Source organism: Lysinibacillus sp. BS3 (genome assembly GCF_039614735.1).
In the GTDB taxonomy this organism is placed as follows: Bacteria; Bacillota; Bacilli; order Bacillales_A; family Planococcaceae; genus Lysinibacillus; species Lysinibacillus capsici.
Map to the genome: position 1 here is coordinate 3,786,330 of NZ_CP154860.1, position 23,808 is coordinate 3,810,137.

A 23,808-nucleotide genomic window follows, 5' to 3' on the forward strand; every position below is an offset into this window, starting at 1 on the left:
GAACATGCAGAACTTTATGTATCAATTTTTATATTTCCCAGAAGACAAATCAGGTTATATTCCAGCAGCATTTGAATTTTTAATTATGCTTATTTTATGTATTATCGTGTTTACGCTTTTCAGAAAAATTTCTAAGAAACAAGAATTAAAATCAAAAGAAATTGAAGCACGTATTTTAGCAGAAAAGAAAAACACAAACAATCAACAGAATATATAAGAAAAAGAATCCGCTTGCCACAGAGGGCGAGCAGATTCTTTTTTATTGTATCAATTTTTTTTAAAGCGTCGAATAGTATTTTGCAGGGCCTTGATGGCAGTGAAACAAACCAGTACAAGTGACAAGCCAATCCCACTCAATGCAGTAATAAAGGCTACCCATTCAAAGAGTGTATAACTACCGATGCTATCGAAATCACTGCTATCTTTCCACCCTTCAATGACTAAGTTCATCCCATAAATGCCCGATACCACAGTAAAGACTGTTAAAATAAATAGTAAATTATTACTTCGATTATCGGATTGATCTTCCTGTGTTCGATACAAACTATTCAATGTTTCTTTCGTTTCTACATAATGTTCATTTATACGGAAGTACTTTCGTAGCAATTGAGCAATTTCTCTGCCTTCTGTTCGTACGATGACTTCTTCAAAATAATAGCGTGCAGAAAACTTTGTAATCAGCTCGATTAGTTCATTGACAACCTGTTTATCTTTGCCCCACTTTATTTCACTATACTCATAGGAAAGCTTTAAGAGCATCATTTTATAAAAATAATGAATGAACAAATTGTAATAGTGCGTACCCATAAATTCTTGAATACTATGTGTACATTTGGCAAACGGCCTATTTGTAATCGTTATTTGTGCTTGTGAGGAGGTGATAATATAACTGTTAGGAGCCCAGCGTGTATGGGCATGCTCTTGTACATAATTAGAGATATATGAAGGATTAGTGCTAGAAATAAAGGGTTTGCCAGCAGGTGTCCTACCGTCTACTTGTCCTAAGCGAAATAAATGCTCAGGTATAATTTTAGCTTCTTCCTCTGCAATTAAATAAGCTGAGGCAAACATTCTCTCATCTTCAAAGAAAGGTAAGCCTTCATAGCTATGGTCTTGTTGATGTAATAGAAAGGGTTTTAAATAAGGTATAAAATACTTAAATAATAATTCACTCGTAGAAGAACAATGACCAAATGAAAAATGATGACTTGCACCTTTTTCCTCTCTTAGTTTAGCCTCTAATACTCTAAAATAGTGGATAAAATTTAAGATATCACTTAGATCATGCGATTGATCTGTAATATTTGTTCTGACTGTTATAATCCCATTCCCAAAAGGACATAATGTCACATCAATACTCATCACTTCGTAATCATAATTGATTTGACTTTCTTGCAGATGTAAGGCGCCTTGTGTATAAAAAGCTTTCGAAAAACGAATAAAGTCAGGGTTATTCATTTCGTTTGGAAATAATTTATCCTCCAAAAAAGGATAGAAAAATTGGGCAAGCTCCTCATGTATAATCGTCATATCACCATAAAAAGCGTCTTCAAGAGATGTATTGTTTAAGGTGAAAAAGGAAAAGCCCTCGTTTAGTAGTATATCACTGATTTTTTGACGATTTTTTTCGGAATAGGCGAAGGGAAATAGGAATGTCATATAAGCACATTTAATCGTTAATGGGACAATGTCCATGTAAAATCACCTCTGTATAAATCCGATTGATAAGAACCTTTTCCACAAAATTTTGTTTTTAAACATAGAAAAAGGATAGCTCTAAGGGGAGAGATATCCTTTCAATCATTTTATTGCGCAAAGACCTTTTTAAAACGCTCGACTCCATCTTTCACAGTATCAAATGAACAAGCAACATTCATACGTAGGAAGCCACGACCTTCTTCTCCGTATTTTGTCCCTGGTTCTAGAGCAAGCTTTCCGATTTCAAGTAAGCGGTTCATGATCTCCTTCTCTTCAAGCGCTAGTTCTCGGTAATCAATCCAGATTAAATAAGTGGATTGAGGAATCGTAACACGAATACCTGGGATCTGCTCTAACTCCGTTTTCACATAATCCATGTTGGCAGAAATATAAGGAAGTAATTCATCTAACCAAGGAGCCCCTTCTGTGTATGCTGCATGAAGGGCAACAGAGGCAAATGTATTTAATGAGCCTTGACCACTTGCCATATTGATGGCCTCTAGCTTCAAGCGTTTTTTCTTATCTGTTACGATCATATATGAAACTTGAATTCCTGCTAAGTTAAATGTTTTAGTAGGAGCCATACACGTAACAATGCGATTGATTTCATCACCTGCAACTTTAGCTAAAGGAATATGTTTATCCCCATTAATCATTAAATCAGCATGGATTTCATCAGAAATAATGATGACATCATATTTAGCGCAAAGTCGTACAATTTCCTTTAAAGTAGCTTCATCCCATACATAGCCTCCTGGATTATGCGGGTTACATAGTATGTAGGCTTTCACATCTTGAGCTAAAGACTGCTCGAAGGCTTCAAAATCATAGACAAACAATCCGTCTTTTTCAATTAATGGGCAGCTCACAACTTCACGACCATTACTTTTTGGTATGTTAAAGAATGGCGGATAAACTGGAGGTGAAATGAGTACTTTGTCCCCAGGGTTAGTTAGGGCAACAATGCTGTTAGCTAATGCAGCCACAACACCATTACAGAATAGGATGGCTTCTTTCTCTATGTGCCAGTCATGGCGAGTATTTTGCCAGTCTACAATGGATTGTATCGCTTCTTCACTCATATAACTATAGCCAAAAATAGTATGTTCAGCATGTTGTTGTAAAGCCTTTGAAACGGCTATTGGAGCAGGAAAATCCATATCGGCTACCCACATTGGTAAGATATCTGAGGCATCGTTTAGGCCATAAACCTTTTCCATTGCGTCCCATTTTACTGAGTTTGTACATCGACGTTTGATAGTTTGATCAAAAATAGACAAGCAAATCACTCTTTTCTTTTTTTTTTACTATGGTATCATACGAGTATGATCAAAGGATAATAGGTGAGTATTTTGGAAAATATAAAAATGAATCAAGCAGCTGTCCATCTGCTAGAGGAGTGGGATCCATTCCACTTAGGTCCAGACCATTATGATACAGAAACAGCAGATGTAGTTGCAGCATTGCAAGGGATTGATGATCCATCAACACTTGCAAAAGTTATTCAAGAAACATATGAGCATTCGTTTGAGCAATGGATACCGTTTGAAGATTGTGTAGCCATTTCTTACAAACTAATTGCCATTAAATTTGAAGCGAAATGTATTATTTAAAATATTTTGCATATTCCTTATAAAAAAAGGGGTTGTCAATGGACAACCTCTTTTTTAATGCATCATGAGGCTAGTACTTATTTAAATAAAGGCAAAATCCCCTGAATGAAAATAATAAAAATGGCGAGTGGGGAGACGTAGCGAATTAAAATGTACCAAATATTAAACATGAAGCTAGACGCAGCTAATTCTTTACGTGAAATATCCCTTGTATAATAATAACCTGCAAAAATTGAAATCAACAAAGCTCCAATCGGCATTCCGATGCTATTAGTCATAAAATCAACAAAGTCAAAAATAGAGCGATCTACTATTTTTACATCTGCTAATATGCCAAATGAAAGGGCACTTGGAATACCAAAGATGAAAATAACGATTCCACCAATCCAAGCAATTTTTCTACGTTTTTCTGGTTTATCACCAATAGCGATTGCCACGACTATTTCTAACATGGAAATGGAAGAAGTGACTGTAGCAAAAAGCAATAGAATGAAGAAAATAGTTAAGAATAAGCCACCAAGAGGTAACTGCTCGAATACAGCTGGCAAAATAATGAATACTAAGCCTGGCCCTTGATCAGGCGTATAACCAAGCGCAAATACTGCTGGGAAAATAACAAGTCCTGCAAGTAAAGAGATAATAATATTCATAGATGCTACATTAATCGCAGAGTTACCAATCTTCTCTGTTTTAGATAAATAGGAAGCATATGTAATCATAACCGCAATACCTACACTTAATGAGAAGAAAGCTTGTCCTAAGGCCATTAAAAATGTTTCAGCATTTAAATAGGACCAATCAGGTACAAACATAAATTTAACGCCTTCCATAGCCCCATCTAAAGTTAAAGAGCGAATAACTAGGACAATAAAGAAAATAAAGAGGAGAGGCATCATCCATGTGCTGGCTTTTTCAATTCCGCCCTTAATACCTGCTGACACAATGACTACTGTTAATAACATAAATAGTCCCTGTACAAGTACTGCTTCGAAAGGGCTTGAAATAATATCGCCAAATAAATCAGCGTAGTTGATGTCAGAGCCAGCATTCGTTAGCTTAAATGTAAAGGCACGACCTAAGTAGCTTAAAATCCATCCACCAACAACGCTGTAGAATGATAAGATAAGGCCTGCAATTACCATACCGCCCCAGCCAATCAAATACCATGGCTTTCCTGGTGCTTGTTCCTTAAAGGAAGTGACGGCATCCTTTTGACCTCGACGACCTATCATGAACTCAGCAATGAGGACGGGTAAGCCAATAAAGAAAGTACATAAAATAAATAATAAAATAAAGACACTACCGCCATTCGTACCCGCCATATAGGGGAATTTCCAAATGGCTCCTAAACCTATAGCACTTCCTGCGGCAGCTAAAATAAACCCAATTTTTGTTGTAAATTGATCCCTCGATGACACGAAAATAAATCCTCCTTATACTAAAGTATTATTTTACCTCAATATTCTCATAACACAAGCAAATATCAGAAAATTGATGATAGCAAGAAAGACATTTGATGGAGTAAAAATATAGAGAGATGACATATGAGGAAAGACATTTAAATTATGTAACAATTAGGTAGAATACTTCGTTTCATTATCAAAAAGGGGGGAGAGCTATGACGGAGGTTGAACTAATAGCAAGGGCGCAGCAAGGAGATAAAGAAGCCTATATCGAGCTTATCCGCATACATCAGCAAACCGTTGAAAAGTTTGCCTTTCAATGTGGCGTACATACAAATGATTTAGCTGATGTTTCACAGGAGGTATTTGTTAAACTATATCGCTTTTTACACCAATTTAAACAGGATCGATTTACCACGTGGCTCTATAAAATCACATTAAATGCTACGCGTGATTATTATCGTAAGGAACAACGGCAGCAGGCTAAAGAGGACAAGCTACAAGCCCAACAGCAAAAGACTCATTCATCTGCTGAAGAGGATGTTCTTTTGTTTGAAGAGGACAGGCATCTACATCGTGCTATTCAGGCACTTGACGAAAAATACCGTTATCCTCTCGTGTTGTATTATTTCCACGAATTAAAATACGAAGAAATCGCTGAAGTTTTAAATATTTCGTTATCGACGGTGAAAGTGCGATTATTACGAGCGAAGGAAAAGCTAAAGGCAGCATTAATGCAAGATGGGAGTGTTGAAAATGGATGATAAGCAATTTGACCAACGTATGGCACTACTGAAAAAATCCTATGAACGAATGGAAGCGAAGCTTGATCCTGATACTGTCTTTAAACAAATTGAAGAAGAGGATATATCCAAGGAATTATCTTTTGAAATTATTAATAAAGGTCATCAGCGCCCCTCAAGATGGCAAAAGTCGGTTGTTTGGTTTGTAAGTATTGCGAGCATGTTATTAGTGGGTTTATTAGGAACTTCATATATGATTAGACAGCCTGAAACATACAATAACAGTGATAAACAGATTTCCCAAGAAAATGATGACAAAACGATAGGGACGTATGAAAAATGGGTAGAGCGAATCACCAAGAAATATAAGAGAGTGAAAGAAGATATCAGTAGAGAGTTGAAAGTTTCAGTAGAAGAACTGAATACTTTTTCATATATTCAAAATGCAGATTCCATGTTAGCCTTCTATACGAGTTACGAACGTCCGATAGAAGAGGATTGGGAATTGCAAATAATGGAGAAAGAAATTTTAGACGGATTAATGACCCCAAGACGAGCCTTAGAGACAATCAAAGGATATGGGCCATTATCCTTTAATGAATCTTACGGAATCTTTAGCTTATATAAGCAATCGCTTAATGACATAGAAATGTATTTTAATTCTTTACTTGAACCTTATGAACAGTTTTTAAAGAAAAAGATAGATCGTAGTCAGTATCCATCAGATTTAAAAGCAATCATTGAAACAGCAAGCAAGCAATATATGGAACTTCATTTGGATACGGATGGTTCCTATTATTTTAAAGCTAATCCCATCGATGGGGAATATGCTTTTGAGCCTATAAAATACATGCACCCTGATATTTTTGGTTACTTTGAGTTTTTACAAAAAGGATTTTTAGTAGGAGAAGAAGGCTTGAGGTATACACGAGAAGAAACAGCTGAATCCTTGAAAATTATGGAGCGTTCATTGCTGTTTGATATCAATACGGCGAATGTTACTTATAAGGAATTAAAGGCAGTATTTGAAAATACTTGGTTAGCTCTAATGAAAGGATCCACTAATTATCAAGTGTATGCTGAAAAGGGAATCGTTAATAAAGAATACCTGAATTTTTTACAAAAAGTTGCTAATGGAAAGTATGGGGAGGTAATGACAAAGAATGCGGCAACTATTTTAAATGAATTACACCAATATAACAACTCAGAAACGTTAGTAGGGCTGTCAATACAAGATATTTCAACGGCCATTTTGCAAGTTAGGAAAGATACGGCAGTTGAAGAATTTAATATTGTAGACATCGATGATGCAGAGATTGCACAAATTAAGAGAATTTATGATCAGTATTTGAAAAGTGACCCTGAACCATTTATTAATCAGCTCAGTCCTTTAAATATGGTATCCCTTTATTTATATGCAATTTCTATTGGAGATGAATCATTGCAAGAGAAAGTAATCCTATCAAATGTAGAAATAGAGTCTGATTTTTTAAACAAAGTAAAAGGATTATCCATAATTAGCCAAATATCACAATACAATGGAATTTATCCAATGGTGGCTGTACGACTTGATGAAGAACATCAAAAAGAGTATGGCAAGCAAATTTTGTTTAGATTATCTCAAAATGAAGATGGTTTTTACCGTATAATTGGTATCATGGATTGATGAGATGATTTTTTGCCCCGTTTTTACACGTATGTTATAATTTAAGCGATATATACGTAGCAAACAAAAGAAAGTGGGCAAAGGTTATGGTAAAAAAATATGAATTAGGAGACGTGTTGACCGGAAAAGTTACAGGTATTCAACCATACGGTGCATTTGTTGCACTAGATGACAATACGCAAGGCCTTGTGCATATTTCGGAAATAACATACGGCTTTGTGAAGGACGTTAGTGAATTTTTAGCTGTTGGGCAAGAAGTTGAAGTCAAGATTCTTGAAATCGATGAAGAGGCCGAAAAAATTAGTTTATCGATGAGAGCGCTACAGGATCGCCCAGCAACAGTAAGAAAAAAAGATGCACCACCACGTAAATCATTGCAGGACCGTGTAGATGAATCGGATGCAAATGGTTTTAATTCCTTAAAAGATAAATTGCAGGACTGGATTGAACAATCTGGTCAATAAAGAAACGAGGATGCTTTCGAATGAAAGTATCCTCGTTTTTTCTATTGCTTTTTTATTTTGCGGATTCGATATTGCAGGTTTTGTCTGCTCATACCAAGTGCATTCGCTGCCTTTGTAATATTGCCCTCATATAAATTTAAGACATTTTGCACATAATATGATTCGGCTTCACGCAAATAGGCATCGAGTGGCATGACATTGTGATTTTGATGGAACATAAAAAATTCTGGTTCACGATTATTTGTATCTTGTTGCTGCACTTTGAAGCGGAAATGTAAAGGTAATAAATCCGAAGTAACAGTGGATTCCGTTGTCATAAATGAAACAATTTCATCCAGTAGTAGCTCAAGCTCTTTTAGATTTCCTGGCCAATCATATTGTAAAAATAATTCCTGTACATCTGGTGCAAGTTCAGTGACTTGTGAAGCAAATCGTTCTCGATGTCGACTAAAATAATCTTCTACAAATGGAAGAATGTCTTCTTTTCGATCCGTTAAATTAGGAATGGTAATGGCCATTGTAGCAAAGAAATAATATAGAGATTTTGACAGCTTCTTTTCGGCAATCAATGTAATGGGATCACTGCCCACACTGCCAATTAGCATATATTTGGACTGTGGAAGTGAATGTAGTATATCCAAAAGTTGCTCTTGAATGTCTAAGCTTAAAAAATCTATACGTTCGAAGAAGAAGGTGTAATCTTTATCTTCTTCTAATAATTGCTGTAATTTATCAAGCACCGATTGAGCTGAACGGCGACTAACGAGTGTCACAAAGGCATCAGGATCAGGTGAAGCGGCGTGGTGAATGCCCTCTGCTACTAAGTCTTTCCCTGTGCCAGATTCGCCAATTAATAATACTGGTAATTTTACAGCAGCTGCTTTTTTAGCGTTGTCGATAACCTGCTTCATGGATTCAGAATCAGCTTTAATCATATCAAATGTTAATGGTTCATCGTAACGACGAAGGGGTTGATAAACAAGCTTTTCCAGAGAGGTAATATCACGTGCAAATTCAATTGCGCCAATCAGTTTGCCTTCAACAAAAAGTGGAAAAGTATCATTGATTGTTGTAATTTCATGACCATTTTTATTCCAGTAGGATTGTTTAACGTTAATTTCTTTTTTTCCCGTTTGTAAAACACGCATTAACGTACTTTCATGTTGACGGAAGGAAAACATTTCAATAATGGAACGATCCGCAAGTTCATCAAAATGAAATCCTTCAATTTCTTTCATTTTCGTATTGTAAATAATCGTTTTGCCAGATAGGTCTACTGCATGAATACCAACGGATACATTTGTTGCAATAAACTCATAAAAAGGTAGTAAAGGTTCAGAATTTTTCATAAAAATGTGCACCTCAAAAATTTTTTACTTGAAATATGCAACGAAATTTTGCATTATAATAAGTGTAAGAATATTTTATACGCAAAGATATTTTGCGTCAATGTTTTTTGCATACCCAAACACATCTCACAAGGGAGGATTAAGTATGATTCCATACAAACACGAACCATTCACAGATTTTTCACAAGAGGCAAACTACAATGCTTATGTAGAGGCTTTAAATAAAGTTGAAGGTTACTTAGGTCAAGACTACCCACTAATTATTGGTGGCGAGCGCATTACAACAGAAGATAAAATCGTTTCGTACAATCCTGCAAAGAAAACAGAAGTCATTGGTCGCGTTTCGAAAGCAAGCAAAGATTTAGCTGAAAAAGCGATGCAAGCGGCAGATGAAACATTCAAAACATGGAAAAAAGTTGATCCAGCCATTCGTGCGGACGTTCTTTTCAAAGCGGCAGCGATTATCCGTCGTCGCAAACATGAATTCTCTGCACTATTAACAAAAGAAGCGGGGAAACCATGGGCAGAGGCTGATGCAGATACAGCGGAAGCAATCGACTTCATGGAATACTATGGTCGCCAAATGCTACGCATTAAAAACGGTCAGCCAGTCGAAAGCCGTCCAGGTGAATATAATCGTTATGACTACATTCCATTAGGAATCGGTATTGTCATTTCTCCTTGGAACTTCCCATTTGCAATCATGGCTGGTACAACAGTAGCTGCTTTAGTAACAGGGAATACAGTGTTATTAAAACCAGCTTCAACAACGCCAGTTATAGCGTATAAATTTATCGAAGTATTAGAAGAAGCTGGTCTTCCAGCAGGTGCGGTGAACTTCGTACCAGGTTCTGGTGCTGAAGTAGGTGACTACTTAGTCGATCATCCAAAAACACGCTTCATCAGCTTCACAGGTTCACGTGATGTTGGCTTACGTATCAACCAACGTGCATCTGTATTAAACGAAGGCCAAATTTGGATTAAACGTGTCATCGCTGAAATGGGCGGTAAAGATACAATCGTAGTGGATAAAGAAGCAGATTTAGAATTAGCTGCACAATCCATCGTGAAATCAGCATTTGGTTTCTCAGGTCAAAAATGTTCAGCATGTTCTCGTGCTGTCATCGTAGAAGATGTGTATGAGCAAGTGGTAAATCGCGTAGAAGAGTTAACAAACGCTTTAACAGTGGGTGACCCAACTGATTATAGCAACTTCATGGCAACAGTTATTGACCAAGCAGCATTCAATAAAATTACAGAGTACATCGAAATCGGTAAAGGCGAAGGTCGTTTAGTAGCTGGTGGTACAGCAGACGATTCAGTCGGCTACTTCGTACAACCAACTGTATTCGCGGACGTAGAGCCTTCTGCTCGTATTATGAAGGAAGAAATCTTCGGACCAGTGGTAGCCATTGCAAAAGCAAAAGATTTCGACCATGCGATTGAAATTGCAAACGATACAGAATACGGTTTAACAGGCGCTGTTATCACAACAAACCGTATGAACCTAGAAAAAGCACGTGAAGAATTCCATGTAGGAAACCTTTACTTCAACCGTGGCTGTACAGGTGCAATCGTAGGTTACCAACCATTTGGTGGCTTCAACATGTCAGGTACAGATTCAAAAGCAGGTGGCCCAGACTACCTACAACTGCATATGCAAGCAAAAACAACTTCAGAAATGCTTTAATTTTCACATTGACGTGAGGGCTGTTCAAAGTAGGTAGAAATTGAGGCATTTTGAATGAATTTGTGACACTTCTCCAGGTAACGCTACCTGGCTAAAACCGTAGACTTTCATGACGTAGTTTACCTTGGAGAAGTTAGCAAATTTACCGTTTGAATTGTTGCTATATTCTTAATCATTCTACTTATAGTGATACATAGTCCCTTTCTTTTATAAAGTTTTTCAACATGATTAGTAAGGAGAGAATAGGATATGACAAAAACTCAACAAGTTATTGAACAAACACAAAATTTTGGTGCAGCAAACTATCATCCACTGCCAATCGTTATTTCAGAGGCTGAGGGTGCTTGGGTTAAAGATCCAGAAGGTAACAAATATTTAGATATGTTATCTGCTTATTCAGCAGTAAACCAAGGACACCGTCACCCAAAAATTATCGCTGCTTTAAAAGAGCAAGCTGATAAAGTAACGTTAACTTCACGTGCTTTTTACAGTGAAAACCTTGGTGAATGGTATGAGCTAGTAGGGAAATTAACAAATAAAGAAATGGTATTACCAATGAATACTGGTGCTGAAGCAGTAGAAACTGCGTTTAAAGCAGCTCGTCGTTGGGCATATGATGTAAAAGGCGTAGAAGAGGGTAAAGCTGAAGTTATTGCATGTAATGGTAACTTCCATGGTCGTACAATGCTAGCTGTATCTTTATCTTCTGATGAAGAATACCGTCGTGGTTTTGGTCCAATGCTACCAAATGTTAAATTAGTAGATTATGGTAATCTTGAAGCTTTAAAAGCGGCTATTACACCAAACACTGCTGCATTTTTAATTGAGCCAATTCAAGGTGAAGCGGGTATCGTCATTCCAACAGAAGGCTTCTTAAAAGCAGCTCGTGAACTTTGCCGTGAAAACAATGTACTTTTCATTGCTGACGAAATTCAAGCTGGTTTAGCACGTACAGGTAAAATGTTTGCTTGTGATTGGGAAGAAGTAGAACCAGATATGTATATCTTGGGTAAAGCTCTAGGTGGCGGCGTATTCCCAATTTCTTGTGTGGCTGCAAACCGTAGTATTTTAGGTGTATTCAACCCGGGTTCACATGGTTCAACTTTTGGCGGTAATCCTTTAGCTTGTGCAGTTTCAATTGCATCAATTAAAGTATTATTAGATGAAAAATTAGCAGAGCGTTCACACGAACTTGGCGAATACTTCAAAGGTAAATTAAAAGAAATTAACAACCCAGTTATTAAGGAAGTACGTGGTCGTGGTTTATTTATCGGTATGGAGCTAACAGAAGCGGCTCGTCCATACTGTGAAAAACTTAAAGAATTAGGTCTATTATGTAAAGAAACACATGATACAGTAATTCGTTTTGCACCACCACTTGTTATTTCTCAAGAGGATTTAGATTGGTCAATTGAACAAATTGAAAAAGTATTTAAACTTTAACAAAATGTTCACATTTTAATTCGGAAGTATGTTACAATGATGCCGATAACTATCATTAAAAAAAACAAAGAGGCGATTTAATAATGTCTGAAAACTTAAATCTTTTCACATCAACACAAGATGTCATTCAAGATGCTCTAAATAAACTTGGCTATGATGAAGCAATGTATGAATTACTAAAAGAACCGCTTCGCATGCTACAAGTACGTATCCCAGTGAAAATGGATGATGGTACAACAAAAGTATTTACTGGTTACCGTGCACAACATAATGATGCTGTAGGACCAACTAAAGGTGGGGTTCGTTTCCACCCACAAGTGTCTGAGGAGGAAGTTAAAGCGCTTTCAATGTGGATGACATTGAAATGTGGTATTGTCGATCTACCGTACGGCGGTGGTAAAGGCGGTGTCATTTGTGATCCTCGTCAAATGTCAATGGGCGAAATCGAACGTTTAAGCCGTGGCTATGTTCGTGCGGTAAGTCAAATCGTAGGACCAACAAAAGATATTCCTGCGCCAGACGTATTTACAAATGCACAAATTATGGCATGGATGATGGATGAATATAGCCGAATGGATGAGTTCAACTCTCCAGGCTTCATCACTGGTAAGCCACTAGTACTTGGTGGTTCTCAAGGTCGTGACCGTGCGACTGCACAAGGTGTTACAATCGTAATCGAAGAAGCAGCAAAAAAACGTGGTATTGATATTAAAGGTGCTCGTGTTGTTATTCAAGGATTTGGTAACGCAGGAAGCTTCCTTGCAAAATTCATGCATGATTTAGGTGCGAAAGTAATCGGTATTTCAGATGCTTATGGTGCACTTCATGATCCTGAAGGTTTAGATATCGACTATTTATTAGATCGTCGCGATAGCTTCGGAACAGTAACTACTCTATTTGAAAACACAATTTCAAACAAAGAATTGTTAGAGCTTGATTGTGATATTTTAGTACCAGCTGCTATTGAAAACCAAATTACTGCTGACAATGCACATAATGTGAAAGCAAATATCGTAGTAGAAGCAGCAAATGGTCCAACAACAGCTGAAGCAACTAAAATCTTAACAGAGCGTGGCATTTTACTTGTACCAGACGTATTAGCCTCTGCAGGTGGAGTTACAGTTTCTTACTTTGAATGGGTGCAAAATAACCAAGGTTATTATTGGACAGAAGAAGAAGTGGAAGAACGTCTATACAAAAAAATGGTCGAAGCATTTGATAATGTATATACAACAGCAACAACACGTAACATCAACATGCGCTTAGCAGCTTACATGGTAGGTGTTCGCCGTACTGCAGAAGCTTCTCGCTTCCGTGGTTGGGTTTAAGTAAAAAGAAGATAATGAGTCATTCCTATATTATTGGGATGACTCATTTTTTTCGTTTTTATTTGATTGAAGAAGGTGGTCTAGGCGCTGCTCTAATAGCATCTTTTTTTCGTTCCTTATTTTTTTGATTTTAAAAAATCTTAGCAGAAAAAAGCCCAAAATTATGGTTACGACAACAATTACAATAATAAGCATGTGCAAAAATTCCTTTTATTTTATGTAATGAGTAGTACTATACAACTATTGTCTGAACAAAATCTGAACAGTTTGAAAAAACGCTTTCGAAATAGCAAAGTGTTGACAGCGTTTAATCTTTGCTTTCTCTAGCGTAATTATGAGAAAATCCAACTAGAAAGGGGCGAATTAGATGGATTCATTTACTTTTTTTAACCCAGTGAAACTACATTTTGGTGAGGATGCACTTGAAAAATTGCCGAAAGAATTAGAGCAATTTGGAAACAAGGTATTAGTTGTATATGGTGGAGGAAGTATTAAATCGAATGGTGTATACGATGCTGTTATAGAAAAATTACAACAGGCGGATAAAACCGTATTTGAATTAGGTGGTGTAGAGCCAAATCCACGAGTAGAAACAGCTAGACGAGGTATTGAGATATGCAAAACTGAAGGAATTGACTTAGTTCTTGCTGTGGGTGGTGGTTCAGTAATCGATTGTTCTAAATTAATTGTTGCTGGCGCTAAGTATGATGGAGATGCTTGGGATATCGTGAAACGTAAAGTGTTTGTAGAACAAGCTATACCACTAGGAACGGTATTAACACTTGCTGCTACAGGCTCAGAAATGAATGCTGGATCTGTGATAACGAATGCTGCTACAGAAGAAAAACTAAGTTGGGGTAGTCCAGCAGCCTTCCCGAAATTTTCGATACTAAACCCAGCATATACAGTGACTGTACCTAAAAATCACACTGTGTATGGAATAGTGGATATGATGTCACATGTATTTGAGCAATATTTCCACAATACAACGAATACTCCTATCACAGATGAAATGTGTGAAGGGGTATTGCGAACGGTTATTACGACAGCTCCAAAATTATTAGAGGACCTAGAAAATACAAAGTTACGCGAAACCATTCTATTAGCAGGGACAATTGGTTTAAATGGATTCCTATCAATTGGTTCACGAGGGGATTGGGCATCTCATAATATTGAACATGCAGTGTCTGCTGTATATGACATTCCACATGCAGGTGGTTTAGCCATTCTTCAACCGCATTGGATGCGTTTAAATGTACCAGTAAATCCTGAGCGTTTTGCAGGTATAGCAACACGTGTGTTTGGAGTCGATGCAACAGGCAAAACAGTAGAAGAGGTTGCTTATGAGGGGATTGATCGTTTATCTGCATTTTGGACATCATTAGGGGCACCTAGTCGTTTGGCAGATTATGATATTGATGATTCGAAATTCCAGCAAATTGTAGATCATGCTATGCAAAATGGCCCTTTTGGCAACTTTAATCGATTGCAAGAGGAAGATGTAAGAACCATTTTACGAAATTCTCTTTAATACTTTAAGTATGAGGCTATGCTTATAGCCTCATACTTTTTTTTATTGCAAGGTTAAGAAAAATTAACGATTAATGTAGAATTTTGTCGTAGAAGTTTCTTTAGTCCTGCAATATAATAAAATAGATACATAATAGAAGGAATATAAATGTATTTTTCTTTATTTTAAGTGAGGAAAGTCATGTTTTTAATTGAGTCATTCAACCTATATTGTAGATTATTTTACTATAAGGTGATTTATGGAATGACAGAAAAGGATAGTTTTTTGTCGTAATCAGTCAATTCGTGTGTCAATGTTCAGAAGTTGTTCAGCCACCTTTACTAAAATAATTACAATATTAAACAAAGAGGAGAGGGATCAAATGTTGAAACAATTGCTACAGGATCGTATTGTTACATTAAGTTGTATAGAAATGCCATTTCAGCAACATGTTTATAAAATGCAAAATTGTGTAGAGGTATTGGGGATTGAAGCGAAATCATTGCAAATTGAAAATGATAAAATTATCACTGGATACATTGTAGATCAAAGTATATTTTTTAAAAGCGTGCGTTTTGGGCAAACGAATGTTATTTTTTCGGATGGTGTAAATAAAGCAATTGTACAATTATTTGTTCGTCCTTCTGGAGAAATTGTTGTAGAAGTTAAGCCGTATTTGGGGGGTGCTGAGATTGTTCCTGTTTATTATCGAACAATTTTAGCAGATACAGCTATTGCAATTGATTTAAAAGGTGCTTTAAAACATTATTTGGTAGCCCATCAATTTATGATTATAGAAGATTCAATTGCTGAAGTACATTATCAATCCATGCATCCGAATGTATTAAAGGATTCTTTTTTAGGAAATTTCGTGTTGGGTTGTCATGTGGATGGCAGAAATATTCTCAATGCAGAAGAATATGCATTAGCTAATCGTCAAGCCTCCTTACTATTTTCAAAAATCGTTATTCAGCAGAATGGTAAAAGACAAATGATTGCTTGTAATAAATTACTTACTTTTATGATTACAAACCATGTTTATGTAGGTTATGAGGATATTCCTAATTTAAAATTAGTCTAACAAATAGCCAACTGCCTGAAATACGGCAATTGGCTATTTGTTTTTATAAAGTATTAAATGGAGTTGTTTGGTTTTTCACCAACGTGTATCCAGCTTGTTTTCCCGTCATCTTCGTCGAATAATATAGCTACTTTAGATACTCCTTTTTGGCTTAGGATTACCTCTGTTAAATGATCCCGAACATCATCTAAAAAGGCTAACGATAAAAGCGGATCAGCTTCAGCCACTAATTCTACATGTAAAAACTCTCCTTCTTTAATCACTTCAAGACGCACAATATCTTTGATATTTGGATCATCCATTACGAGATGAGCGATATGGTTTAACATCTCTTCATCAGTTTCACCAATGACACCACGTGCGTTATCAAGGAATACCTTACCTACAACATAAAACATCATGACCCCAATTATCATCGAAACTAGTCCTTCTATTCGACCCCAACCTGTAAAATAAGCAATTAAAATAGCAGCAAAGGCTAAGAAGTTGCCCCCAGTAGCAACTAAATCTTCCATAAAAACTAATTTTGTTGCCGGTTTTGCTCTATTCAAGTATGTGAATGCTTTCGGAATAGATGCGATACCTGCTTTTTCTTGACCTGATTCATGTAGCACTTCTGCAGCCGCTTTAGCTAGCACTGTCCCTTCTAAAACAATCCCGATGAATAATACTCCTAGGGCAATCAATATCCCGCTAGACTCTCCTGTGGGATGAATAAAATGATGCCAACCTTCTTTTATTGTTTCATAAGAAAGGATAGCTACAATTATTACGGCGAAAAGGCATACTAAATTGACAATACGACCAAAGCCACCGGGAAATTGTTTTGTAGGTGCCTTTTTAGAGAGTGCTGACCCTATATACACAAATAATTGGTTTGCTGCATCGCCTAGAGAGTGCATCATTTCTGCAAACATCGCAACGTTACCTGTAAAGAAAAAGGCGATTCCTTTAATAATTCCTAAAAATGCATTTACACATGCAGCCATTAGAGAGGGTTTGTTACCGTCTTTTAGTAGTTTTAATAGTTCTGCCATAAAAAATCCTCCAACTAGTTTAAAATTTCCATTTCGATTTTTTCTATATAAGATAGTGCTCGTAATGAACGATAAAATGACAACAAATTATCCGAGACGATTAAGGAAAGACGTAAATCTAACTCATGTAAAACACTATCGTTTTTTAAGTGCACATCTTTAATGCGTATATTTTCAATGATAATGTTGTTGTCCTTTAAAAATAATAGAAATGATTCTGTATGGTTGTCATCATCAATTTGGACTTTTAATAAAATTTCCCGCATACGAATTCGCTTTGGTCCGATTTTCATAAGAAAAGGTGATAGTACTTCAATTCCAAAAACAATGATCACAACAGCTAGTGTTGCATCCATGTAAAAACCTGCACCAACCGCAATACCAATACCAGCGGCTCCCCAAATCATAGCAGCGGTTGTTAAACCCGTAATGCTGTCATTCCCGCGTCTTAGAATGACTCCTGCACCAAGAAAGCCAATTCCACTAACAATTTGTGCGGCTAAACGAAGAGGGTCCATCGTAATATTAATATCTTCTCTAGCGGGGGTTGAGTAGGCAGTTTCAATGGAGATAATCGTTAATAAGCAGCTGAAAGTAGCAATAACTAAACTTGTTTTTAATCCAACTGGTTTTTTCTTTAATTCCCTTTCGATACCGATTACTAAACTTAATGTGGCTGCAATAACTAATTTTATGCCAACTTCATATGTAATCATATTTTCGAATAATGTTTCCATACACAACCCTCCATTGATATTTCGTATTGCTAAGAGATATGCAAACTGTCATTATTATATGTGCATCACTTTTTTGTATTGTACAACATGAAGTAAGGACATATAAGTATTTTTTTAGGAAGGTGGGGTTTTTTGGAGCAGCCAAAAATCCATCCATACATCCCGATTGTGATTGGTGTAATTTCAGTATCGATGTCAGCTATTTTTGTGAAATTAGCATCGGCGGAAGCGGGGATTATAGCATTTTATCGCATGCTATTTTCCGTTTTAATCATGGCGCCATGGTTTTTAAGGGGATATACAAAGGAGTTAACGACTTTAAAAAGACGTGATTGGCTATTTTCTTCAGTTGCAGGGATTTTTTTAGCTTTTCATTTTATATTATGGTTTGAATCACTCAACTATACTTCAGTAGCAAGTTCAACAGTTTTAGTAACACTACAACCTTTGTTTGCGTTTGTGGGCACTTACTTTTTCTTTAAAGAGAAAATTACGGTGAAAACAATCGTAGCAGGATCAATTGCAATAATAGGAAGTATTTTAATTAGTTGGGGCGATTTTAAAGTAAGTGGAACAGCCTTATATGGAGATGTACTGGCGCTCGTTGCTTGTGCCCTAGCGACAGCTTATTTTCTATTAGGACAGGATGTACGTAAGAGATTATCACTTGTAACCTATACAATGGTTGTATATGTTGTAAGTACCATCACTTTATTTATATATGTAATGGTTAAAGGGGAATCTTTTGGTCCATATTCTTCGATGGATTGGTTATGGTTTATCTTATTAGCGTTAATACCAAATTTACTTGGTCATACTTTGTTTAATTGGTCAATTAAATATGTTAGTACGAATGTTGTTTCAATTGCTATATTATTTGAGCCTGTAGGAGCTGCTCTTTTAGCTTTGGTGATATTTAAAGAGTATTTAATCATGACACAAATCATCGGTGGATTGATTGTATTAGCAGGAATTCTATTGTTTGTAATAGATATTAAAAAGATTTTTAATTTTTTTAAGAAAAATGCTTGATTTTTAAAATGCTATATTATATATTATTACTTGTCCTTAACAAGAAGGAACGCTTGAAAATAAAGTTTTGAAAAGTTGTTGACTTTTAGTTGGGAATGAGATAAGATAATAAAGTCGCTGAAAACGACTTAAATAAAATGAACCTTGAAAACTGAACAAGCAAAACGTAATCAATAAAGTTTTAAGTAGCTAGTTTTGCTAGTGAATAAAACACAATTTTGGACATCAAACATGATGCCAGCAAAACAATTTGAGCTAATCAAATTTCTTTTATGGAGAGTTTGATCCTGGCTCAGGACGAACGCTGGCGGCGTGCCTAATACATGCAAGTCGAGCGAACAGAAAAGGAGCTTGCTCCTTTGACGTTAGCGGCGGACGGGTGAGTAACACGTGGGCAACCTACCCTATAGTTTGGGATAACTCCGGGAAACCGGGGCTAATACCGAATAATCTCTTTTGCTTCATGGTGAAAGACTGAAAGACGGTTTCGGCTGTCGCTATAGGATGGGCCCGCGGCGCATTAGCTAGTTGGTGAGGTAACGGCTCACCAAGGCGACGATGCGTAGCCGACCTGAGAGGGTGATCGGCCACACTGGGACTGAGACACGGCCCAGACTCCTACGGGAGGCAGCAGTAGGGAATCTTCCACAATGGGCGAAAGCCTGATGGAGCAACGCCGCGTGAGTGAAGAAGGTTTTCGGATCGTAAAACTCTGTTGTAAGGGAAGAACAAGTACAGTAGTAACTGGCTGTACCTTGACGGTACCTTATTAGAAAGCCACGGCTAACTACGTGCCAGCAGCCGCGGTAATACGTAGGTGGCAAGCGTTGTCCGGAATTATTGGGCGTAAAGCGCGCGCAGGCGGTCCTTTAAGTCTGATGTGAAAGCCCACGGCTCAACCGTGGAGGGTCATTGGAAACTGGGGGACTTGAGTGCAGAAGAGGAAAGTGGAATTCCAAGTGTAGCGGTGAAATGCGTAGAGATTTGGAGGAACACCAGTGGCGAAGGCGACTTTCTGGTCTGTAACTGACGCTGAGGCGCGAAAGCGTGGGGAGCAAACAGGATTAGATACCCTGGTAGTCCACGCCGTAAACGATGAGTGCTAAGTGTTAGGGGGTTTCCGCCCCTTAGTGCTGCAGCTAACGCATTAAGCACTCCGCCTGGGGAGTACGGTCGCAAGACTGAAACTCAAAGGAATTGACGGGGGCCCGCACAAGCGGTGGAGCATGTGGTTTAATTCGAAGCAACGCGAAGAACCTTACCAGGTCTTGACATCCCGTTGACCACTGTAGAGATATAGTTTCCCCTTCGGGGGCAACGGTGACAGGTGGTGCATGGTTGTCGTCAGCTCGTGTCGTGAGATGTTGGGTTAAGTCCCGCAACGAGCGCAACCCTTGATCTTAGTTGCCATCATTTAGTTGGGCACTCTAAGGTGACTGCCGGTGACAAACCGGAGGAAGGTGGGGATGACGTCAAATCATCATGCCCCTTATGACCTGGGCTACACACGTGCTACAATGGACGATACAAACGGTTGCCAACTCGCGAGAGGGAGCTAATCCGATAAAGTCGTTCTCAGTTCGGATTGTAGGCTGCAACTCGCCTACATGAAGCCGGAATCGCTAGTAATCGCGGATCAGCATGCCGCGGTGAATACGTTCCCGGGCCTTGTACACACCGCCCGTCACACCACGAGAGTTTGTAACACCCGAAGTCGGTGAGGTAACCTTTTGGAGCCAGCCGCCGAAGGTGGGATAGATGATTGGGGTGAAGTCGTAACAAGGTAGCCGTATCGGAAGGTGCGGCTGGATCACCTCCTTTCTAAGGATTATTTCGGAATACAAACCTTGGGTTTGTAAGATTACGTTTTGCGTTCAGTTTTGAAGGTTCATTCTATCTGAATGAAACACTTCAAAACTTGTTCTTTGAAAACTGGATAAAACGACATTGAAATTGTAACAAACACATTTATTTTTTAAGTTTTTTATAGGCTTAATAACTTGGTTAAGTTATTAAGGGCGCACGGCGAATGCCTTGGCACTAGGAGCCGAAGAAGGACGGCACTAACACCGATATGCTTCGGGGAGCTGTAAGTGAGCTTTGATCCGGAGATTTCCGAATGGGGGAACCCACTACGTTTAATCGCGTAGTATCTTGACGTGAATACATAGCGTCTTGAAGGCAGACCCAGGGAACTGAAACATCTAAGTACCTGGAGGAAGAGAAAGAAAAATCGATTCCCTGAGTAGCGGCGAGCGAAACGGGAAGAGCCCAAACCAAGAGGCTTGCCTCTTGGGGTTGTAGGACACTCTATACGGAGTTACAAAAGAGCGAGTTAGATGAAGCGACTTGGAAAGGTCCGCCAGAGCAGGTAAAAGCCCTGTAGTCGAAAGTTCGTTCTCTCCTGAGTGGATCCTGAGTACGGCGGAACACGTGAAATTCCGTCGGAATCCGGGAGGACCATCTCCCAAGGCTAAATACTACCTAGTGACCGATAGTGAACCAGTACCGTGAGGGAAAGGTGAAAAGCACCCCGGAAGGGGAGTGAAAGAGATCCTGAAACCGTGTGCCTACAAGTAGTTAGAGCCCGTTAATGGGTGATAGCGTGCCTTTTGTAGAATGAACCGGCGAGTTACGATTACGTGCAAGGTTAAGCTTTAGAAGGCGGAGCCGCAGCGAAAGCGAGTCTGAATAGGGCGAAATAGTACGTGGTCGTAGACCCGAAACCAGGTGATCTACCCATGTCCAGGGTGAAGGTGAGGTAACACTTACTGGAGGCCCGAACCCACGCACGTTGAAAAGTGCGGGGATGAGGTGTGGGTAGCGGAGAAATTCCAATCGAACTTGGAGATAGCTGGTTCTCTCCGAAATAGCTTTAGGGCTAGCCTCGTGATGAGAATACTGGAGGTAGAGCACTGTTTGGACTAGGGGGCCATCCCGGTTTACCGAATTCAGACAAACTCCGAATGCCAGATATTTATACACGGGAGTCAGACTGCGAGTGATAAGATCCGTAGTCAAAAGGGAAACAGCCCAGACCACCAGCTAAGGTCCCAAAGTAATCGTTAAGTGGAAAAGGATGTGGCGTTGCACAGACAACCAGGATGTTGGCTTAGAAGCAGCCATCATTTAAAGAGTGCGTAATAGCTCACTGGTCGAGTGACGCTGCGCCGAAAATGTATCGGGGCTAAACGATTCACCGAAGCTGTGGATTGACATCTACGATGTCAGTGGTAGGAGAGCGTTCTAAGTGCGTTGAAGTCAGATCGGAAGGACTGGTGGAGCGCTTAGAAGTGAGAATGCCGGTATGAGTAGCGAAAGACGGGTGAGAATCCCGTCCACCGTATGACTAAGGTTTCCTGAGGAAGGCTCGTCCGCTCAGGGTTAGTCGGGACCTAAGCCGAGGCCGATAGGCGTAGGCGATGGACAACAGGTTGATATTCCTGTACCACCTCCTCACCGTTTGAGAAATGGGGGGACGCAGTAGGATAGGGTAAGCGCGCCGTTGGTTGTGCGCGTCCAAGCAGTAAGGCGTGTGTGTAGGCAAATCCGCACACTGTAACGTTGAGCTGTGATGGCGAGTCCGTATGGACGAAGTTCCTGATTTCACACTGCCAAGAAAAGCCTCTATCGAGGTGAGAGGTGCCCGTACCGCAAACCGACACAGGTAGTCGAGGAGAGAATCCTAAGGTGTGCGAGAGAACTCTCGTTAAGGAACTCGGCAAAATGACCCCGTAACTTCGGGAGAAGGGGTGCTCTTGAGCGTGCAAGCGCATGAGAGCCGCAGTGAATAGGCCCAGGCGACTGTTTAGCAAAAACACAGGTCTCTGCAAAACCGTAAGGTGACGTATAGGGGCTGACGCCTGCCCGGTGCTGGAAGGTTAAGAGGAGTGGTTAGCGCAAGCGAAGCTGCGAATTGAAGCCCCAGTAAACGGCGGCCGTAACTATAACGGTCCTAAGGTAGCGAAATTCCTTGTCGGGTAAGTTCCGACCCGCACGAAAGGCGTAACGATCTGGGCACTGTCTCAACGAGAGACTCGGTGAAATTATAGTACCTGTGAAGATGCAGGTTACCCGCGACAGGACGGAAAGACCCCGTGGAGCTTTACTGTAGCCTGATATTGAATTTTGGTACAACTTGTACAGGATAGGTAGGAGCCAGAGATCTCGGAGCGCCAGCTTCGAAGGAGGCGTCGGTGGGATACTACCCTGGTTGTATTGAAATTCTAACCCATGCCCCTTAGCGGGGCAGGAGACAGTGTCAGGCGGACAGTTTGACTGGGGCGGTCGCCTCCTAAAAGGTAACGGAGGCGCCCAAAGGTTCCCTCAGAATGGTTGGAAATCATTCGTAGAGTGTAAAGGCACAAGGGAGCTTGACTGCGAGACCTACAAGTCGAGCAGGGTCGAAAGACGGGCTTAGTGATCCGGTGGTTCCGCATGGAAGGGCCATCGCTCAACGGATAAAAGCTACCCCGGGGATAACAGGCTTATCTCCCCCAAGAGTCCACATCGACGGGGAGGTTTGGCACCTCGATGTCGGCTCATCGCATCCTGGGGCTGTAGTCGGTCCCAAGGGTTGGGCTGTTCGCCCATTAAAGCGGTACGCGAGCTGGGTTCAGAACGTCGTGAGACAGTTCGGTCCCTATCCGTCGTGGGCGTAGGAAATTTGAGAGGAGCTGTCCTTAGTACGAGAGGACCGGGATGGACACACCGCTGGTGTACCAGTTGTCTTGCCAAAGGCATCGCTGGGTAGCTATGTGTGGACGGGATAAGTGCTGAAAGCATCTAAGCATGAAGCCCCCCTCAAGATGAGATTTCCCATTACGCAAGTAAGTAAGATCCCTCAAAGACGATGAGGTAGATAGGTTCGAGGTGGAAGTGTGGTGACACATGGAGCTGACGAATACTAATCGATCGAGGACTTAACCAAAACGTTTGAAACATTCAATGCACCGTTTATCCAGTTTTGAAAGAGCAAATCTTTCTAAAAAGAGAGCTTCTAGATACAGCAGTA

General features: G+C 39.4%; 17 protein-coding genes and 2 rRNA genes. 13 read left to right on the forward strand and 6 right to left on the reverse strand.

Features of this window, described 5'->3' with window-relative positions:
• The first annotated feature begins 4 nt into the window (after positions 1-4).
• Positions 5-217: a hypothetical protein gene (locus AAJG31_RS18685; RefSeq protein WP_004228391.1), complete on the forward strand. Its 213-nt coding sequence runs from the start codon at positions 5-7 to the stop codon at positions 215-217.
• A gap of 50 nt (positions 218-267) precedes the next feature.
• Here AAJG31_RS18685 and AAJG31_RS18690 read toward each other — a convergent pair whose 3' ends face one another.
• Together AAJG31_RS18690 and AAJG31_RS18695 are read right to left on the reverse strand one after the other, a co-directional pair.
• Entirely contained in the window at positions 268-1,695 is a 1,428-nt protein-coding gene (locus AAJG31_RS18690; protein WP_279495860.1) for a hypothetical protein, read from the reverse strand.
• 110 nt (positions 1,696-1,805) lie between these two features.
• Positions 1,806-2,978 (reverse strand): pyridoxal phosphate-dependent aminotransferase, encoded by a 1,173-nt coding sequence (locus AAJG31_RS18695; RefSeq protein ID WP_279495859.1) that lies wholly within the window; start codon positions 2,976-2,978, stop codon positions 1,806-1,808.
• Positions 2,979-3,050: 72 nt separating this feature from the next.
• Between AAJG31_RS18695 and AAJG31_RS18700 the strand changes: the two genes are divergently transcribed.
• Positions 3,051-3,311 carry a DUF1871 family protein gene (locus tag AAJG31_RS18700; protein WP_004228396.1) on the forward strand — a complete coding sequence of 87 codons (261 nt, stop codon included), beginning with the start codon at positions 3,051-3,053 and terminating at the stop codon, positions 3,309-3,311.
• A gap of 77 nt (positions 3,312-3,388) precedes the next feature.
• Here AAJG31_RS18700 and AAJG31_RS18705 read toward each other — a convergent pair whose 3' ends face one another.
• Positions 3,389-4,729 carry a sodium-dependent transporter gene (locus AAJG31_RS18705; protein ID WP_048394467.1) on the reverse strand — a complete coding sequence of 447 codons (1,341 nt, stop codon included), beginning with the start codon at positions 4,727-4,729 and terminating at the stop codon, positions 3,389-3,391.
• Positions 4,730-4,929: 200 nt separating this feature from the next.
• On the opposite strand from AAJG31_RS18705, the gene AAJG31_RS18710 reads away from it, so the two are divergent.
• From AAJG31_RS18710 to yugI, 3 genes are all read left to right on the forward strand, one after another.
• Positions 4,930-5,478, forward strand: a complete 549-nt coding sequence (locus AAJG31_RS18710; protein ID WP_048394469.1) for a sigma-70 family RNA polymerase sigma factor — start codon at positions 4,930-4,932, stop codon at positions 5,476-5,478.
• Positions 5,471-7,123, forward strand: coding sequence for a hypothetical protein (locus tag AAJG31_RS18715; RefSeq protein WP_279495856.1), 1,653 nt, complete (start codon positions 5,471-5,473; stop codon positions 7,121-7,123). The genes AAJG31_RS18710 and AAJG31_RS18715 overlap by 8 nt, the downstream gene beginning before the upstream one ends.
• An 86-nt stretch (positions 7,124-7,209) precedes the next feature.
• Positions 7,210-7,587 (forward strand): S1 domain-containing post-transcriptional regulator GSP13, encoded by a 378-nt coding sequence (gene yugI, locus AAJG31_RS18720; protein WP_004228409.1) that lies wholly within the window; start codon positions 7,210-7,212, stop codon positions 7,585-7,587.
• A gap of 41 nt (positions 7,588-7,628) precedes the next feature.
• On the opposite strand, the gene AAJG31_RS18725 is transcribed toward yugI, so the two are convergent.
• On the reverse strand, positions 7,629-8,936 hold the full coding sequence (locus AAJG31_RS18725) for a sigma 54-interacting transcriptional regulator (RefSeq protein WP_103118704.1): 1,308 nt from the start codon (positions 8,934-8,936) through the stop codon (positions 7,629-7,631).
• Positions 8,937-9,081: 145 nt separating this feature from the next.
• On the opposite strand from AAJG31_RS18725, the gene pruA reads away from it, so the two are divergent.
• From pruA to AAJG31_RS18750, 5 genes are all read left to right on the forward strand, one after another.
• Positions 9,082-10,626: an L-glutamate gamma-semialdehyde dehydrogenase gene (gene pruA / locus AAJG31_RS18730; RefSeq protein ID WP_279495853.1), complete on the forward strand. Its 1,545-nt coding sequence runs from the start codon at positions 9,082-9,084 to the stop codon at positions 10,624-10,626.
• Between the two features lie 249 nt (positions 10,627-10,875).
• Positions 10,876-12,069, forward strand: coding sequence for an ornithine--oxo-acid transaminase (locus AAJG31_RS18735; RefSeq protein ID WP_004233780.1), 1,194 nt, complete (start codon positions 10,876-10,878; stop codon positions 12,067-12,069).
• An 83-nt stretch (positions 12,070-12,152) separates the two neighbouring features.
• Positions 12,153-13,397 carry a Glu/Leu/Phe/Val dehydrogenase gene (locus AAJG31_RS18740; RefSeq protein WP_004233781.1) on the forward strand — a complete coding sequence of 415 codons (1,245 nt, stop codon included), beginning with the start codon at positions 12,153-12,155 and terminating at the stop codon, positions 13,395-13,397.
• A 367-nt stretch (positions 13,398-13,764) separates the two neighbouring features.
• Positions 13,765-14,928 (forward strand): iron-containing alcohol dehydrogenase, encoded by a 1,164-nt coding sequence (locus AAJG31_RS18745; protein ID WP_279495850.1) that lies wholly within the window; start codon positions 13,765-13,767, stop codon positions 14,926-14,928.
• 361 nt (positions 14,929-15,289) lie between these two features.
• Positions 15,290-15,988 (forward strand): hypothetical protein, encoded by a 699-nt coding sequence (locus tag AAJG31_RS18750; RefSeq protein ID WP_279495848.1) that lies wholly within the window; start codon positions 15,290-15,292, stop codon positions 15,986-15,988.
• Positions 15,989-16,041: 53 nt separating this feature from the next.
• Here AAJG31_RS18750 and AAJG31_RS18755 read toward each other — a convergent pair whose 3' ends face one another.
• Together AAJG31_RS18755 and AAJG31_RS18760 are read right to left on the reverse strand one after the other, a co-directional pair.
• Complete coding sequence (locus tag AAJG31_RS18755) at positions 16,042-17,025, reverse strand: cation diffusion facilitator family transporter (protein WP_048395811.1); 984 nt, start codon at positions 17,023-17,025, stop codon at positions 16,042-16,044.
• A gap of 14 nt (positions 17,026-17,039) precedes the next feature.
• Entirely contained in the window at positions 17,040-17,762 is a 723-nt protein-coding gene (locus AAJG31_RS18760; RefSeq protein WP_004233792.1) for an MgtC/SapB family protein, read from the reverse strand.
• Between the two features lie 132 nt (positions 17,763-17,894).
• On the opposite strand from AAJG31_RS18760, the gene AAJG31_RS18765 reads away from it, so the two are divergent.
• The 3 genes from AAJG31_RS18765 to AAJG31_RS18775 all read left to right on the forward strand — a co-directional run bounded on the left by AAJG31_RS18765 (position 17,895) and on the right by AAJG31_RS18775 (position 23,724).
• Entirely contained in the window at positions 17,895-18,794 is a 900-nt protein-coding gene (locus AAJG31_RS18765; RefSeq protein ID WP_279495844.1) for a DMT family transporter, read from the forward strand.
• A gap of 269 nt (positions 18,795-19,063) precedes the next feature.
• Positions 19,064-20,615 (forward strand): 16S ribosomal RNA (locus tag AAJG31_RS18770).
• 181 nt (positions 20,616-20,796) lie between these two features.
• A 23S ribosomal RNA gene (locus tag AAJG31_RS18775) occupies positions 20,797-23,724 on the forward strand.
• Together the 16S and 23S rRNA genes form the textbook arrangement of a ribosomal RNA operon.
• Positions 23,725-23,808 lie beyond the last annotated feature (84 nt).

What these genes read in the sequence shown, in the direction of transcription:
- AAJG31_RS18685 (WP_004228391.1), top strand. Translation starts at nt 5, where the DNA reads ATGCAGAACTTTATGTATCAATTTTTATATTTCCCAGAAGACAAATCA.
- AAJG31_RS18690 (WP_279495860.1), bottom strand. Translation starts at nt 1,695, where the DNA reads ATGGACATTGTCCCATTAACGATTAAATGTGCTTATATGACATTCCTA.
- AAJG31_RS18710 (WP_048394469.1), top strand. Translation starts at nt 4,930, where the DNA reads ATGACGGAGGTTGAACTAATAGCAAGGGCGCAGCAAGGAGATAAAGAA.
- AAJG31_RS18715 (WP_279495856.1), top strand. Translation starts at nt 5,471, where the DNA reads ATGGATGATAAGCAATTTGACCAACGTATGGCACTACTGAAAAAATCC.
- yugI (WP_004228409.1), top strand. Translation starts at nt 7,210, where the DNA reads ATGGTAAAAAAATATGAATTAGGAGACGTGTTGACCGGAAAAGTTACA.
- AAJG31_RS18725 (WP_103118704.1), bottom strand. Translation starts at nt 8,936, where the DNA reads ATGAAAAATTCTGAACCTTTACTACCTTTTTATGAGTTTATTGCAACA.
- pruA (WP_279495853.1), top strand. Translation starts at nt 9,082, where the DNA reads ATGATTCCATACAAACACGAACCATTCACAGATTTTTCACAAGAGGCA.
- AAJG31_RS18735 (WP_004233780.1), top strand. Translation starts at nt 10,876, where the DNA reads ATGACAAAAACTCAACAAGTTATTGAACAAACACAAAATTTTGGTGCA.
- AAJG31_RS18740 (WP_004233781.1), top strand. Translation starts at nt 12,153, where the DNA reads ATGTCTGAAAACTTAAATCTTTTCACATCAACACAAGATGTCATTCAA.
- AAJG31_RS18745 (WP_279495850.1), top strand. Translation starts at nt 13,765, where the DNA reads ATGGATTCATTTACTTTTTTTAACCCAGTGAAACTACATTTTGGTGAG.
- AAJG31_RS18750 (WP_279495848.1), top strand. Translation starts at nt 15,290, where the DNA reads ATGTTGAAACAATTGCTACAGGATCGTATTGTTACATTAAGTTGTATA.
- AAJG31_RS18755 (WP_048395811.1), bottom strand. Translation starts at nt 17,025, where the DNA reads ATGGCAGAACTATTAAAACTACTAAAAGACGGTAACAAACCCTCTCTA.
- AAJG31_RS18760 (WP_004233792.1), bottom strand. Translation starts at nt 17,762, where the DNA reads ATGGAAACATTATTCGAAAATATGATTACATATGAAGTTGGCATAAAA.